The following is a 14557-nucleotide window of genomic DNA, read 5'->3' on the forward strand; positions in this document are numbered from 1 at the left end:
ATAACCATGAAAACTCAAATTAAACATGAGAATCGCAATAGAATAAACAATTACTGTGCCAAAGTTTGTGTTACAATTTCTTAATAAAAGTTATTTTTATGTTAAAAAAAAATTAAAATAAAAATCAAAGATATTTTTTGTAATTTTGCGCCATTAAAAAAATATACATTTATGTCTAACATTACATTCACTATGATTAAGCCTGATGCAGTTGCTGACGGACATATCGGTGCTATATTGGGTAAGATTGCTGAAGGAGGTTTTAAGATCAAAGCTTTAAAATTAACTCAGCTTACAGTTGCTGATGCAAAAAAATTCTATGAAGTACATGCTGAGAGACCATTTTATGGAGAATTGGTAGAATTCATGAGCTCTGGTCCTATCGTTGCAGCAGTTTTAGAAAAAGACAATGCAGTTGAAGACTTCAGAACATTAATTGGTTCTACTAACCCTGCAGAAGCTGCAGAAGGTACAATCAGAAAAATGTTTGCAAGAAGCATCGGAGAAAATGCTGTTCACGGTTCAGATTCTGACGAGAATGCATTAATCGAAGCTCAATTCCATTTTTCAGGAAGAGAGATTTTCTAAGAAAATCATCTTACAAAATAAAAAATCCGGAGAATTTTCTCCGGATTTTGTTTTTTATAGGATTATTTAAAGATTATTTTCAATGGCTCCCACTTTTTCTCTGTACAGATCAACAGGTTTATTAAGCAAAACTGCTATCACCGTCAGTTGTTTATCCAGTCTTTCTTTAGGGATATCAATATAAATAATTCCCGGGCGGTCACTCCAGTAAAGTTTATTATAGATCGTATGATTGAGCATACTCCCTTCACCTACGATTCTTATTCTGGCAATGTCATTTTTTATTCCTTTCAAAGCAATAGGTCCTGTAGGAACTCCTTCCACAAAAAGATACAGAGTCTGTTTATCTTTTGACAGAGCGCTCATTCCTGAGAAATGACCTTCCGGCAGTCCTTTTCCGGTCTCAAAAAACGCTTCTGCATGCTTACTTATCCATTGCAGTGTTTCCGGGTTTGTTGAAGGTGTTTTCTGTATTTTCATATCAAGGCCATCGGAGGTTAAGCCTTCATTGTTAAGTAGATTATTTCCGTTATGCAATACATTGCTCATATCATAGACTGCTTCCTGAGTATTTTTGTTGTTCAGTATTTTGGAAAGAGAAAGTTCACTTTTCTTAAAATCTTTTAAAAATACCGGAGGAGTGTCAAAAGCAAGTTCTGCCACCGTGACATCCTTGTCAAATTTTACTTTGGAGAAATTCAAATTCAGTGTTTTCTCGGCATTATAATCCATCGTAACAACAGCAGATGGATCTCCAATGATTTTTACAGAAAGGGGTTTTGTTGCCAGTCCATAGATTTTTGTAAGTTTTTTAGCTTCTTCAAGATAAAGAAACAAAGATTTTTTCGAGGTTGAAAACGCTGATTTTCCTTTATAGTTGTCAAAAGAAATTCCACGTGTTGTTTCATAGATGGCATGTTCATTTTTGGATGTCCATCTGCCCAGGTTTTTCAGAATTTCAATTTGCTCTTCCGGAATGCTGCCATCTGATTTTGGACCGATATCTAGCAAAAGGTTTCCTCCCATGCTGATCACATCTGCCAAAGTCCTTACAATCATATTGGGTGTCTTATAACTTTTGTCAAAAGGCTGATACCCCCAGGAATCATTCATGGTATAACAAAGTTCCCAATATTGATTTTGGGGAGGAACTACCGGAATGCCCTGTTCGGGAGTATCGTAATCACCATGATTATTGAGTCTTGAGTTAATAATGATATTGGAATTGTATTTCCTGAGTAAATCCAGGGTTTGAGAAGCTTTCCATTCTTCGGAAGTATGTTCCCAGTCTCCATCAAACCAGAGAAGGTCAGGTGAATATTGGGTAGAAAGTTCATTAAGCTGACCCTGATAATAGCTGATAAAATTCTGCCAGCGTGCCGGATTACTTTTGATTTCGTAACGCTTTTTTGTACGGGTATTGACATCATAATACGGATGGCTCCAATCCGGCAGAGAGAAATAAAGTCCTGTTTTTAATCCTGACTTTTTCAGCGCGGAAACAAAAGGAGTTAACACATCTTTTCCGGCCAGAGAATTTTTAGGGATGGTAGTTGCTTTTTCTGCCTTTGAATTCCACAATGAAACTCCGTCATGATGTTTTGTGGTAATGACAGCATACTTTGCTCCGGATTCTTTTATCAGATCTACCCATTGTTCCGGCTGGTATTTTGAAGCTGAAAAACCATTCAGCTGTTTCATATAGTTTTCGTGATTGATATAATTATTGAAGAATGACCATGATTCCGAGATTCCATTAACCGAATAGATTCCCCAATGAATAAAAATTCCCAGTTTGGCGTTTTTAAACCATTCCATCTTTTTGCTGTTATCAACTGTCTGAACCTGTGCGTCGATACTATGTGCAGATAATATCAACCCAAGGAAAACAGCTTTAATCAGACTGTTTTTCATATATGTTTTATTTTAACATTAAATATAGATAAAGAAAACATTATAGTGTAGAATAGTTTGTAATATTTAATGATAATTGTTGTTAAAACGTTTCTTATTATTGTATTTTATAAATGGAACGTTTATTGTAAAATTTACCCGAAAAAGCAATTATGAAAATTCCAGCAATATTAATGGCAAGTTTATTGGCGGTAAGTGTTTCTGCACAGACCACTAAACCAGAAACTAAAACAAAAAAGCCTGTCAAAAAAATAAAGAAAGCCACTTCCGCGGATACCGTTGAAAAGAAAAAACCGGGAGCCCCTAAACCGGTAGTTAAAAAAGATACCCTTGTACTCCGCGAATATGGTTGTCCGGCCTGTGGAATGGGATAGAAGATGAGAAAGCCGATGTTAGGAGTATCAATGATGGCAGAAGCGGATTTTGTTTCTGCTGTTTTGCCATTGTTGCAGAATAATTCCATCGAAGTGATGGAATGGTCTTTTGATACCCTTTATCATACCAATGAACCGGACTGGCTTCTGGATCTATTGAATTTTTACGCAGAAAATTACCGTTTAATAGGGCATGGAGTATATTATTCTTTATTTGATGCAAGATGGACAGCAAGGCAGGAAGAATGGCTGAAAAAACTTAAAGAAGAAGTCAGCCTGCGGAAATACAATCATATCACGGAACATTTTGGCTTCATGAATACTGAAAATTTTCATCAGGGAGTTCCGTTGCCGGTATCTCTGGGGCCGGAAACCTTACAGATTGGGAAAGACAGGTTATACAGACTTCAGGAAGCTGTCAATATTCCTGTAGGCGTAGAAAATCTGGCATTCTCGTTTTCCATTGATGATGTGAAAGAGCAAGGTGTTTTTCTTGATAAACTGATAGAAGATACCGATGGTTTCCTGATTCTTGATCTGCATAATATTTACTGCCAGTCCTGTAATTTTGAAGTCGGTCTTCAGGAAATAATAAACTTGTACCCACTCCATAAAATAAAAGAAATCCATCTTTCAGGCGGAAGCTGGCAGGAGAGTGCGTATGGAAAGAAGCAGGTGAGGAGAGATACGCATGATGATGTTATTCCTGAAGAAATTCTCTCTGTTTTACCCTCGGTTCTTGCGCAATGTCCAAATCTGGAATACATTATTATTGAAAGATTGGGGCATACCTTGAAAACCGAAGAAGAAAGAAATGATTTTCTGGATGATTTTAATAAAGTCAGAACAATAATTGAAACTTCAGACCTGAAATTCAAAGAAAAAAAACGTTGGTGTAAAAAGGAAGTGAAACTTTCCGAAAAACCTTTGGAAGACCTGCTTTTGTATGAAGAACAGTCGAAACTCACAAGGCTTCTTTATGATAACTCAGATGTGAAGGCTATTCAAGATCTGGACTTTCATTATTTTAAAACACAACACTGGGACGCTGAAATGATTCTTACAGCGCAGAATATCATTAAAAAATGGAATCCTTATTAATTATTCTATCCTGATAACCAAAATCAAATTATATGAAAATGACAACATTAGTATTGATCATTACCGCTGTCCTCACTGCTTTGATAGGAGGACTTTTCTATGCGTATTCATGCTCAGTTGTTCTCGGTCTGGGAAAACTTTCTGATACAGAATACCTGAAAGCAATGCAGAATATCAACAGGGAAATCCTGAATCCGGTGTTCTTTATGAGTTTTATGGGAACTATGATTCTTCTTCCCTTATCTACATTTTTGCTCCGCGGACAGCAGCCTGTTTTTATTTTTCTTCTTCTTGCTACACTGGCTTATCTGATTGGAGTTTTTGGGGTAACGGTTGCCGGAAATGTTCCGATGAATGATACTTTGGATAAATTTGATATCTCTAATTCTACAGCAGAAGCGATCAGACAGATGCGGGAAAATTTTGAAAACAGATGGAATTTTCTCAATAATATAAGAACTGTTTTTTCCGTCATTACCATCCTTTTTGTAGTCTGTGCCTGTGTCTGGAATAAAGAATTATAAAGGATTAAGTGAAAATACCTACTATTAAATTACGTATTTCTACCGATGTGTACGTCTGGTTTTATTCAGATCTTTGTGTTGTTAGCAAGACCATTTTAAACATTTCAATATGTTGAAAAAAAGATTATAACCAGGACGACTTAAATTTCCAAACAAGAGAAAAGGCAGCCAATGGCTGCCTTTTGTTTATCATAAAGATAGTTTCTTTAGATTTTTAAAAGCTCGATTGTTCTTTCCGGGCTTTCAGCTGAGAAAACAGCATTTCCCGCAACAAGAACATCGGCACCTGCTTCAAATAATTTGGAAGCGTTATCAAGATTTACTCCTCCGTCTACCTCGATAAGTGCAGTTGAGTTGTTACTTAAGATCAGATCCTTGGTTTCTGCAATCTTTTTGTAAGTATTTTCAATGAACTTCTGCCCTCCGAATCCCGGATTTACGCTCATTAACAATACAAGATCCACATCTGCAATAATATCTTCAAGCATCAATACAGGAGTAGAAGGATTTAAAACAACACCTGCTTTTGCTCCCTTGCTCTGAATATGGTGAATAGTTCTGTGAAGGTGGGTACATGCTTCATAATGAACAGAAACAAGGTCAGCACCATGATTGATGAATTCATCAACATATTTTTCAGGTTCCACGATCATCAGGTGAACATCCACAAATTTTTTAGCATGCTGCTGAACAGTTTTCATCACCGGAAAACCAAAAGAAATGTTAGGAACAAATCTTCCGTCCATGACATCAATGTGGAACCAGTCGGCCTGAGAATTATTCAGCATTTCAATGTCTCTTTGCAGATTCCCAAAGTCTGCTGATAAAAGGGATGGAGCAATAAGCTTCGTTTTCATTTTTACTTTTTATACTTTTACTTTTATTATCCTATTGAAAATGAATGGTCATGGGTGAAGTAATAAATGGCTAGATATCCTGTTATTAACACCACTTCTATGACAGATAACTTTTTATTGTTAATATTTATGAGTAGAAATCTGTCGATTACAAGCAGTCCAAACAGTACTAAAAAGAAAATTATTTCTATTGTAATTCCTAAGCTTCCACTGGGATTGGATGTAAATAATTGATAGACAATTAAAGGAATCCCTAGCACTACAAGTGTAATAAATACAATAGAGATAAAGGTTGGTCTTTTTATTAAATCAGAAATAGCCTTCATTTTAATTAATGATACTTCAGTTTCATTTCCGGCTTGATCTTAAGAACTGTTTCATAGATAAGTTTAATAACATTACCTACATCTTCTTTAGAGACCATTTCTACCGTAGTATGCATATAACGCAAAGGTAAGGAAATTAAAGCACTTGGTACTCCGCCGTTGGAATGGGCGAAGGCATCTGTATCAGTTCCGGTAGCTCTGCTGGCGGCAGCTCTCTGGAAAGGAATTTTCTTGGTTTTTGCAGTATCAATAATCAGTTCTCTGATAGTATGATGAACGCTTGGAGCAAAGAATACTACTGGTCCGGCACCACATTTCTGATCTCCTTCTTTTTTCTTTTCAATCATCGGAGTTGTAGTGTCGTGGGTAACATCCGTTACAATGGCAATATTCGGTTTGATAGTATCAGCAATCATGTCTGCACCATATAAACCTACTTCTTCCTGTACAGAATTGGTAATATAAAGTCCGAACGGTATAGATTTTTTATTTTCTTTTAGCAGCCTGGCAACTTCAGCAATCATGAAACCGCCGATTCTGTTGTCCAGAGCTCTGCAGACAAAATATCTGTCGTTCATTTCAAAGAATTCATCCGGGTAGGTGATCATACAACCTACAAAAATTCCCATTTCTTCCACTTCTTTTTTAGAAGTCGCACCACAGTCGATGAAGATATTTTCAATTTTAGGCGTAGGCTCATTCTGATTGGTTCTTGTATGAATAGCCGGCCATCCGAATACCCCTTTTACAATTCCGTTTTCACCATGGATATGGACAACTTTTGAAGGAGCAATCGTCTGATCAGAACCTCCGTTTCGGATGACGTAGATCAATCCGTCATCTGTAATATAATTGACATACCATGATATCTCATCAGCGTGTGCTTCAATCACTACTTTGAATTCAGCTTCCGGATTGATGATCCCATAGCAGGTTCCATAATGGTCTACTTCAATTTTATCTACGTAAGGTCTGATGTAATCCATCCAGACTTCCTGACCTTTATGTTCGTAACCTGTTGGAGATGATGTGTTTAAATATTTCTCTAAAAATTTCAAAGATTTCTTTTCAAATTTCATAAAAAGGAATGATTTTTGCGTTTAATTTTTCTTCTTATAAGTGTAAAAATAATGAATTTTAGTAAGATTATCTGCCTTTTTATTCTCTTTTTTGGAGTAAGTGTTTTCGGTCAGAAGGATGGGATAGTGGCGAAACCACTCAATCAGTACCCGCCTGAATCTCTGAAAGTGGATGAATTTGGTAATAAATATTATTATGATGAACAGCAGAAGATTAAGGTGTATGAAATCAATGGAGAGCCTGTAGTCGTATTGGATGAGTTGGTTTTAGTGAATAAACCGAGATTTAATAACCAGCTGGATAAGAATTACTATTATTTTCTCAACAAAAAGCTGTACAGGGTATATCCGTTATTTGTGACTGCATTGCAGCAGTACAGAGATATCCAGAAAGATATGAATGATCTGGACAGCAAAGCCAAAAGAAAGTTTGTAAGAGAAAGACAGAATATACTGGCTGACCAATATGAAAAACAATTGAGAGATCTTACGACTACCGAAGGACAGGTTTTTGCAAAACTGATGAACAGGGCAACCGGAAAAAATGTATTTGAGATTATCAAAGAATTAAGAGGTGGATGGAGTGCTTTCTGGTGGAATGTAAAAGGAAAAATGGCTGATATTGACCTGAAAGAACGCTATGATCCCCACACCAACAGAAGTGATGAATTTATAGAATCATTACTGCAGTCCAACTGGAACTCAGGTTATCTGCAGCCTTATCCCGGAGCTAATGATTTTAAAGTAAAGAAATAATATAAATTCCTGTAAGAATGCTTACAGGAATTTTTCTTTTAATTTATCAAATACAATTTTATCTATAGGAAGAGGAAAAGGATTGTCCGGTCTGTCGATATCAATCCATTCTGTTTTTTCAATACAGGGATCCAGAATAATAAAGTCTTCCTCGTTAACGATATCTACTATATAATATATGGTAAGGAGCTGTTCGTTTTCTCTGAAACGCGATACCAGAAAATTTTCCTGAGTATAAAAATGTTCCAGAATATTGATTTTGACATTAAGCTCTTCATCAAACTCACGATGCAGACATTCCAGGACTCCTTCACCGTATTCCAATCCGCCGCCCGGAAATTTCATTAAAGGTTCGCCGGCATATTCTTCAAATAAGGTTAAAACTTGTTTATCTTTTACCGCACAGGCATACACTCTAATGTTGATCTTGTCTATCATATATATAATGTATAATATTTTGTATAGCTAATGTAAGGAATTTTGTTGGAAAAAGCCGGAAGTTGGAAGCGTGAAGCTGGAAGTTTAATACTATCTGTTTCTAATAATATTGAACCAACGTATCTTATATATTGATTATTATTTTAAAATAAAAAATCAAAATTAATTAAGCACCCGGCTGTAAACATCCAGCTTCCATCTTCCGGCTTCCTTCTACAACTTAATTGCATTAATCATCTCTCTTTTTCCCGGAGGTCCCTGTTTTTTCTCCACCTTGAAATTCAGTTCCTGAAGGATTCTTCTTACACTGCCTTTAGAAGAGTAGGTGGTTAATAATCCGTTAATGGCCATTTTGTCAGCTACGAGTTCAAACAATGGCTTTTCCCAAAGGTCTGGCTGTACTCTGGCTCCAAAACAGTCAAAGTAAACAAGATTAATTTTAGGCAGATCAATGTCTTTCAGGTCGAAAAAGTCACATTCTATCTTTTTTAAATTGAATCCACTAATGATTTCTACTGATTTTTCCCAATCTGCCAGATGAATTTTCTGATAAATATTTTTAAACTCTGGGTTATCAAAAAGTTCAAAGTAAGCCAAATCCTTAACTTCGGATTCATTTATGGGGTATTTTTCGAGCGAAAAATAATTGATGACATGATTTTTGTCAGTTTTTAAATATTCATTAATTGTTACCAAAACATTCAAACCTGTTCCAAAACCGAGTTCTAAAATATTAATTTCGCAATCATTTATTAAATTCAGTCCATTTTTGATAAACACGTGTTCGGCTTCCTGCAGGGCTCCGTGATGAGAATGGTAGTTCTCATTTAAATCATTGATAAACAATGTTTTACTTCCGTCGTTTGTGGTCTTAATCTCTCTTTTCAAGCTAATTTTTTGTCAAATTTACTCTAAAATTTTTATATTTAGAAAATTATGTTAAATTTGTAGAACATCGTAAAAATTTTAAAAAATGATAATTCAAAAAACTGAAAACTCCAGAATTTCTACATTTGACCCTAACAATTTTTCATTTGGTAGTACTTTCATCGATCATATGATCATTTGTGAGTATGAAAACGGAAAATGGGGTGATGTAAAATTAGTTCCTTACGGTCCGATTCCATTTACGCCTGCTATGATGGGAGTAAACTATGGACAAGCTTGTTTTGAAGGTATGAAAGCCTATAAAGACAAAGACGGGCAGGTTTTCCTTTTCAGGCCTGAAAAGAATTTTGAACGTATCAACAAGTCAGCGAAACGTCTTGCTATGCCGGAAGTGACTGAAGAAATGTTTTTAGACGGATTGAAAGCTTTGGTAGATATTGACAGAGAGTGGATTCCACAGGGGGAAGGAATGTCGCTTTATATCAGACCTTTGATTTTTGCTACAGAGGAAGCTTTGAAAGCAAGAGTTGCTAATAAATATATGTTTGCCATCGTTGCAACACCGGCACAGAGTTATTATTCAGAACCGGTATCTGTAAAGATCTCTGATCACTATTCAAGAGCGGCAAACGGAGGGGTAGGTTCTGCAAAGGCTGCAGGTAACTATGCGGCTTCTTTCTATCCTACACAATTGGCCATTGAAGAAGGGTATGAGCAAATCATCTGGACGGATGATGCTACACACGAATATTTCGAAGAGAGTGGTACAATGAACGTATTTGTTAGAATCAACGATACGATCTATACGCCGCCAACATCTGAGAAAATCCTTGACGGAGTAACGAGAGACAGCTTCATCCAGTTAGCGAAGAAAAGAGGTATCGAAGTGAAAATTGAACCGATTGCGGTAAAAACTGTAATCGAAGCTTTAAAGAATGGTGAACTTAAAGAAGTATGGGGAGTAGGTACAGCAGTAGTAACCACTCAATTCCAGGCTTTAGGATATCAGGGAGAAAAACTTGTGCTTCCGAGATTATCTGATGAAGAAAGCTATGCGGCTATCCTTAAGAAAGATCTGGTAGACTTACAAACCAATTTGTCTGAAGATCCGTTCGGATGGAGAGTGATGGTAGGTCACGTATTGGAAACAGTATAATACTATTGATATAACGATATGAAAGCCGGGTTTTTCCCGGCTTTTTCATATATGCCTATTCACGTAAAATGGACGAAGAGTTTTTGGCTAAGATCAATGCGTTACAACATTCACATATTTCTGTGTCAAGTTTTGTAATTGATTCCCGAAATGTGTATTTTCGCAAAAGTTTATGAAAAAAATACTCTTCATATCAGCCATAAGCCTGTTGAGCTGTAACAGAAACGCACAGACGGCACATCCCCCTGTAGGTGGGGTTTTAAGCCAGAAAGATCTGGATGTTTCTAAGAACAGGATGAAAAATCTAAATGTCATAGAAAGAGGGCAGATTCAGGATTGGATCAGCAGTCAGTCTGTGAAGTATTATCCAACGCAGCTTAATTATTGGGTAACGGTAGAAGGCTATGATCAAAGAGAAAGAAGGAAGGATGAAACAACAATTTCCTATTCTTATGATCTGTATGATTTTGATCAGACGAAAATCTACGATCAGCCTTTTGAAAGAAGAGATGCCAGATTCGGACACTTTGATGAACTGAGAGCAGTGGAGAACGCTTTGCGTTTTATACATGATGGAGAGGAAGTAACACTTTTGGTACCGTCTTCTTTGGCCTACGGAACATACGGAGACGAAAAGAAAATAGACAACGACATTCCATTAATCATAAAATTAAAAGCTTTATAAATACATGAAATTGTTTAACAAGAATATAATTCTGGCAGCGGCAAGTATTTCGCTGATGAGTTGTACCCCAATTTATAAAAAAATGAACGTAGACAAAGAAACTTACGAAGGTCTTAATGACGGACTTTATGCCAATCTTCAAACTACAAAAGGTAACCTGATTGTGAAGTTTGAGGACAAGAAAGCACCAGTAACTGTAGCCAACTTTATCGGTCTTGCAGAAGGGAAAATCGACAACAAAGCTAAGGCTAAAGGAGTTCCTTACTATGACGGAACTATTTTCCACAGAGTAATTAAAGACTTCATGATCCAGGGAGGAGATCCTCAGGGAACTGGAATGGGAGATCCTGGGTATAAATTCGAAGACGAAAGAAACGACCTTAAACACACAGGGAAAGGTATTCTTTCTATGGCGAATTCAGGACCAAATACCAACGGTTCTCAATTCTTTATTACTGAAGTGGCTACCCCTTGGTTAGATGGAAGACATACGATCTTCGGAAAAGTGGTAAAAGGAAATGAGGTAATTGATGCGATTGCTAACGTTGAAAAAGGAGCTCAGGATAAACCTAAAACAGATATTGTTTTAGAAAAAGTTTCTGTTTTCAGCAAAGGTGATGAGTACAAGCATTACGATGCAGCTAAAACTTTCAATGAAGGAAAGGCTAAAATCGCAGAAAACAATAAAGCTTTCATCGCTAAAGAAGAAGCTGAAAAAAAGAAAAGAGAAGAAGAATTCAAAGCTAACCAGGAGAAATTGGTTGAAAACCTAAAAGCTGGTATGCAAAAAACTGAATCAGGCCTTTACTATAAAATTACAAAAACAGCTGACGGTAAAGCTCCAAAAGCTGGTGACAATGTATCTGTACACTATGCAGGTAAATTGGTAGACGGAACTGAATTCGATTCTTCATTCAAGAGAAACGAGCCTATCGAAATTCCAATCGGAATGGGAAGAGTAATCAAAGGATGGGATGAAGGTATCCTGTTATTGAAAGAAGGTGAAACTGCTACATTATTGATCCCGCCTGCAATGGCTTACGGAGAAAGAGGAGCAGGAGGAGTGATCCCGCCAAACTCATGGTTGGTTTTCGATGTTGAGCTTGTAAAAGTAAAATAATTGAATTTCACAATAGTATCAAAGCTGTCCGAGAGGATGGCTTTTTTTATTCTGCTGAGAGATATTCTGTAACGATCTGCGTAAATGGTACGACCCATTTACTATCCGGAAAGGCTCACTGTTTTTCTGATACGAATTATTTTAAACTTGTAACAATAATCAAGAAAATGAAAACCAAATCACTTCTGTTTCTGTTCATTATGCTGTCGTTGATGGCTTTTTCCCAGACTAAAGCAAATCCTGACGATGCAGCAATCAGAAAATCACTTACTTATTTTGTCAACAGCATTCAATCCAAACAGATAGATCAGGCGGTAAGCGGCATATATCCAAAATTCTTCACCATAGTGTCAAAAGAGCAGATGACACAGATTTTGAATATGACTTACAATAATCCATTTATGAAAATTGAAGTAGAAGATCTGAAGTTTGGAAATATTGAAAAGCCTGAACTCATAACCGGGGAATATTTTTCTATTACCCCTTATTTTTTGAAACTGAAATGCAATGTCAGTTCATTAAATGATGATATGAAAAAGAAAATGAACGGTGCTTTGACAGCCAAATACGGAGCAAATAATGTGAAATATGTCGCCAGTGAAGGCTCATATCTCATCAACGCCGCTATGAAAGCCTGTGCGGTTTCAAAAGATAAAAAGACATGGAAATTTGTTATTCTTGAAAAAGAATATAAAAAAGAACTGGTGAAGATTTTACCCAAGAAAATTCTGGATAAGTTCTAAAGAATAAACATTAATTTTTACATTGAATCGTACCGTCCCGAAAAAGACGGTTTTTTGTTTCCTGAAAATACCGTAGAAATACGGATTTCGGTATGAATTTATTACTTCTATCTTTATCATGCACTTAAAAAAACAAAATAAAAAAATATGTTTGACCTGAATTACGACCAGATAAAGAAGGAAATAGAATCTGAAGTATGCAAAGAACACAGTAGGCATCCGGAATTTGTAAAAACAGATGAAGGTTTTGGAATAAAAGCCTGCTGTGAACCATTCAGAGAAGAACTCGTTGAAAAGTCAGGGAAAATGATTGAAGAAGAAACAAAGAAGATCCTTGAAGAAATGATGAAGGATCTGTTTAAAGAATAAGTTTTTACGATGTTAAGATAACTTTGTTATCGGAAGCTGCTCCGGAAGGAGTGGCTTTTTTGTTAGAAATACTATGTTATTATTAACAATATAAATGGAGTAAGATCGTAAACAAAAACCGCCCCCAAACAGGGCGGTTTTCTCAGTAAAATAAATTGAAAAGTTATATGTTCTGTTATCTTTTCTTCATCTTGGTTCCGGCCAGGGAACTGATGAATACAAGGCCAAACCCGATATAAGCGGCAAATGCCGTCAGGTATATAATTAAGCTGTTAAAGCTAGGTTTTAAGGCGTATACCAACACTGAAAATGCAGCAAAACTTAACACCAGCATTAGGCTCCATATATGCAATTTTGCAGCATCTTCATTTCTCTTAAAAATCATTTCAAAAAAGGCTCTCATCATTACTAACATTTTAAGGGTTATACATTAATTTATAGCATAAAGGCGCACTCATCACGGTAAAAAGAATATATTCCTTTACTGGGCTAAGGTTCACGATGACTTTGCCATTTATTTATATCGCAATACCGGGCTGAAAGTCCGGGATATTTTTGTTTTTTTTGAATCAATCAATGATTCCTGGTTATTGTGATACCAGTCAGATACGGGTGCAAAACTGCTGTGAAAAACTAACGGGGGTTAATTAATCACGAGCCCGTATCTTTTACGGCATCGTAGAAAAAAAAGGATTCATATACTAGATATGAACTTGAATCAGTGGAAAAACTGAAAATCCACAGAAAACCTTTTTTCTCATCCTTAGTGTTTTTTTAATTTTTTCTCAAGAATTTATATGCCAATATCATGCCAAAATTCTGTTTGTTCGATTAACACTTTGTTTCACGGGATTGATGAGAGCAGTGGTGAAGCGTTTTTTCTTCTGTTATTTCCTTAAACATAGAAAAATTTTCTGTTTTTTAAAGCTAATAATAATGAACAAAGAAAATATTACGGAGGAGAAGTGTTTTTATATATTTAAAATTACTAGGCTATTCGACATCCTCATAATATAAACTATTCAATTCTTGTTATTTCTGAAAGCATTAGTGACATTTGTGTTAATTGAATAAACCACGAATAACACCAATATTTTTCACGAATAACACCAATTAAACAGTTCAACAGAATCAATAGGAATGGGCTTTAGCCCGTTTTATATTTTATGAATATCTTTCGATGGCTTTAGCCGAAACTTATAAGAGTCCCACAGATTTCACAGATTGACACGGATGCCTGCGTATATTTTTTTACAAATATAATTGGATAGTTAAAAAAAATATTCATCAAAAGTATCAATCATTCTTGGCGATCTGTGAAATCTACAGTTAAAGACATTTTCACAATTATTATAAGTTTCGGCTCCTATGTTTGCAAAAGAATAAATTTACATACAAAGCAAAAGGGGTGAGAGAACAGTTTTGGCTAAATAACTCAGGAAGTATATTGTGCTTTAGAAATGTCCTCACTTCTTTATTCCTTTTAGAGTTTGAACAGAATTTAAAGGATCTAAAAAGATATCTTGGATAATAATCAGGAGACAAAACGAAGGAAGACTTGCTTTTATTTAAAGATAAAAATATGAGTGCATTAAAACAGGTTGTAGGAATAGATGTAGCCAAAGATGAACTGGTGGCA

Annotated in this window: 16 protein-coding genes; 10 read left to right on the plus strand and 6 right to left on the minus strand. The window is 35.9% G+C overall.

Annotation, left to right across the window (positions count from 1 at the left end; translation table 11 throughout):
- Positions 1-171: 171 nt before the first annotated feature.
- Positions 172-588: a nucleoside-diphosphate kinase gene (locus tag ACLI50_RS12250; RefSeq protein ID WP_034722935.1), complete on the plus strand. Its 417-nt coding sequence runs from the start codon at positions 172-174 to the stop codon at positions 586-588.
- Positions 589-654: 66 nt separating this feature from the next.
- On the opposite strand, the gene ACLI50_RS12255 is transcribed toward ACLI50_RS12250, so the two are convergent.
- On the minus strand, positions 655-2502 hold the full coding sequence (locus tag ACLI50_RS12255) for an alpha-L-fucosidase (RefSeq protein WP_411413896.1): 1848 nt from the start codon (positions 2500-2502) through the stop codon (positions 655-657).
- Positions 2503-2654: 152 nt separating this feature from the next.
- On the opposite strand from ACLI50_RS12255, the gene chrA reads away from it, so the two are divergent.
- From chrA to chrI, 3 genes are read left to right on the plus strand one after another with little or no spacing between them, the layout of a single operon-like run.
- Positions 2655-2876, plus strand: coding sequence for an MNIO class RiPP chryseobasin precursor ChrA (gene chrA, locus ACLI50_RS12260; protein WP_202842766.1), 222 nt, complete (start codon positions 2655-2657; stop codon positions 2874-2876).
- A gap of 3 nt (positions 2877-2879) precedes the next feature.
- The gene (gene chrH, locus ACLI50_RS12265; RefSeq protein WP_411413897.1) at positions 2880-3977 is read left to right on the plus strand and encodes an MNIO family chryseobactin maturase; all 1098 of its coding nucleotides are present in this window, start codon (positions 2880-2882) and stop codon (positions 3975-3977) included.
- Between the two features lie 32 nt (positions 3978-4009).
- A complete protein-coding gene (gene chrI / locus ACLI50_RS12270) occupies positions 4010-4501 on the plus strand; it encodes a chryseobasin maturation helper ChrI (RefSeq protein WP_411413898.1) in 492 nt (163 codons plus the stop codon).
- Between the two features lie 206 nt (positions 4502-4707).
- Here the strand turns inward: chrI and rpe are convergent, their stop codons facing one another.
- Positions 4708-5358: a ribulose-phosphate 3-epimerase gene (gene rpe, locus ACLI50_RS12275; protein ID WP_034698534.1), complete on the minus strand. Its 651-nt coding sequence runs from the start codon at positions 5356-5358 to the stop codon at positions 4708-4710.
- Positions 5359-5689: 331 nt separating this feature from the next.
- Positions 5690-6763, minus strand: coding sequence for a chryseobasin maturation metalloprotease ChrP (gene chrP, locus ACLI50_RS12280; RefSeq protein WP_062670358.1), 1074 nt, complete (start codon positions 6761-6763; stop codon positions 5690-5692).
- Between the two features lie 51 nt (positions 6764-6814).
- On the opposite strand from chrP, the gene ACLI50_RS12285 reads away from it, so the two are divergent.
- A complete protein-coding gene (locus tag ACLI50_RS12285; protein WP_062670356.1) occupies positions 6815-7519 on the plus strand; it encodes a DUF4294 domain-containing protein in 705 nt (234 codons plus the stop codon).
- 21 nt (positions 7520-7540) lie between these two features.
- On the opposite strand, the gene ACLI50_RS12290 is transcribed toward ACLI50_RS12285, so the two are convergent.
- Both ACLI50_RS12290 and mnmC2 read right to left on the minus strand, forming a co-directional pair.
- On the minus strand, positions 7541-7957 hold the full coding sequence (locus tag ACLI50_RS12290) for an NUDIX domain-containing protein (RefSeq protein WP_137903943.1): 417 nt from the start codon (positions 7955-7957) through the stop codon (positions 7541-7543).
- Positions 7958-8170: 213 nt separating this feature from the next.
- On the minus strand, positions 8171-8845 hold the full coding sequence (mnmC2, locus tag ACLI50_RS12295; RefSeq protein WP_062670352.1) for a tRNA (5-methylaminomethyl-2-thiouridine)(34)-methyltransferase MnmC2: 675 nt from the start codon (positions 8843-8845) through the stop codon (positions 8171-8173).
- Positions 8846-8930: 85 nt separating this feature from the next.
- On the opposite strand from mnmC2, the gene ACLI50_RS12300 reads away from it, so the two are divergent.
- From ACLI50_RS12300 to ACLI50_RS12320, 5 genes are all read left to right on the plus strand, one after another.
- Positions 8931-10001 carry a branched-chain amino acid aminotransferase gene (locus tag ACLI50_RS12300; RefSeq protein ID WP_411413899.1) on the plus strand — a complete coding sequence of 357 codons (1071 nt, stop codon included), beginning with the start codon at positions 8931-8933 and terminating at the stop codon, positions 9999-10001.
- A gap of 172 nt (positions 10002-10173) precedes the next feature.
- A complete protein-coding gene (locus ACLI50_RS12305; RefSeq protein ID WP_062670348.1) occupies positions 10174-10686 on the plus strand; it encodes an FKBP-type peptidyl-prolyl cis-trans isomerase in 513 nt (170 codons plus the stop codon).
- Between the two features lie 82 nt (positions 10687-10768).
- Positions 10769-11806 (plus strand): peptidylprolyl isomerase, encoded by a 1038-nt coding sequence (locus ACLI50_RS12310; RefSeq protein WP_228406592.1) that lies wholly within the window; start codon positions 10769-10771, stop codon positions 11804-11806.
- Positions 11807-11973: 167 nt separating this feature from the next.
- Positions 11974-12549 (plus strand): hypothetical protein, encoded by a 576-nt coding sequence (locus tag ACLI50_RS12315; RefSeq protein WP_202842757.1) that lies wholly within the window; start codon positions 11974-11976, stop codon positions 12547-12549.
- 147 nt (positions 12550-12696) lie between these two features.
- Positions 12697-12918 carry a hypothetical protein gene (locus ACLI50_RS12320; protein ID WP_110011647.1) on the plus strand — a complete coding sequence of 74 codons (222 nt, stop codon included), beginning with the start codon at positions 12697-12699 and terminating at the stop codon, positions 12916-12918.
- A gap of 175 nt (positions 12919-13093) precedes the next feature.
- Here the strand turns inward: ACLI50_RS12320 and ACLI50_RS12325 are convergent, their stop codons facing one another.
- The gene (locus ACLI50_RS12325; RefSeq protein ID WP_411413900.1) at positions 13094-13324 is read right to left on the minus strand and encodes a hypothetical protein; all 231 of its coding nucleotides are present in this window, start codon (positions 13322-13324) and stop codon (positions 13094-13096) included.
- Positions 13325-14557: the final 1233 nt, after the last annotated feature.

This window comes from Chryseobacterium cupriresistens (assembly GCF_046614675.1).
GTDB lineage: Bacteria > Bacteroidota > Bacteroidia > Flavobacteriales > Weeksellaceae > Chryseobacterium > Chryseobacterium cupriresistens.

Excerpts from the sequence above, each read along its gene's own strand:
- ACLI50_RS12320 (WP_110011647.1), top strand. The coding sequence starts at position 12,697 with ATGTTTGACCTGAATTACGACCAGATAAAGAAGGAAATAGAATCTGAA.
- ACLI50_RS12290 (WP_137903943.1), bottom strand. The coding sequence starts at position 7,957 with ATGATAGACAAGATCAACATTAGAGTGTATGCCTGTGCGGTAAAAGAT.
- ACLI50_RS12325 (WP_411413900.1), bottom strand. The coding sequence starts at position 13,324 with ATGATGAGAGCCTTTTTTGAAATGATTTTTAAGAGAAATGAAGATGCT.
- ACLI50_RS12315 (WP_202842757.1), top strand. The coding sequence starts at position 11,974 with ATGAAAACCAAATCACTTCTGTTTCTGTTCATTATGCTGTCGTTGATG.
- chrA (WP_202842766.1), top strand. The coding sequence starts at position 2,655 with ATGAAAATTCCAGCAATATTAATGGCAAGTTTATTGGCGGTAAGTGTT.
- ACLI50_RS12300 (WP_411413899.1), top strand. The coding sequence starts at position 8,931 with ATGATAATTCAAAAAACTGAAAACTCCAGAATTTCTACATTTGACCCT.
- ACLI50_RS12250 (WP_034722935.1), top strand. The coding sequence starts at position 172 with ATGTCTAACATTACATTCACTATGATTAAGCCTGATGCAGTTGCTGAC.
- ACLI50_RS12285 (WP_062670356.1), top strand. The coding sequence starts at position 6,815 with ATGAATTTTAGTAAGATTATCTGCCTTTTTATTCTCTTTTTTGGAGTA.
- ACLI50_RS12310 (WP_228406592.1), top strand. The coding sequence starts at position 10,769 with ATGAACGTAGACAAAGAAACTTACGAAGGTCTTAATGACGGACTTTAT.
- chrI (WP_411413898.1), top strand. The coding sequence starts at position 4,010 with ATGAAAATGACAACATTAGTATTGATCATTACCGCTGTCCTCACTGCT.
- chrH (WP_411413897.1), top strand. The coding sequence starts at position 2,880 with ATGAGAAAGCCGATGTTAGGAGTATCAATGATGGCAGAAGCGGATTTT.
- ACLI50_RS12255 (WP_411413896.1), bottom strand. The coding sequence starts at position 2,502 with ATGAAAAACAGTCTGATTAAAGCTGTTTTCCTTGGGTTGATATTATCT.
- rpe (WP_034698534.1), bottom strand. The coding sequence starts at position 5,358 with ATGAAAACGAAGCTTATTGCTCCATCCCTTTTATCAGCAGACTTTGGG.
- ACLI50_RS12305 (WP_062670348.1), top strand. The coding sequence starts at position 10,174 with ATGAAAAAAATACTCTTCATATCAGCCATAAGCCTGTTGAGCTGTAAC.
- chrP (WP_062670358.1), bottom strand. The coding sequence starts at position 6,763 with ATGAAATTTGAAAAGAAATCTTTGAAATTTTTAGAGAAATATTTAAAC.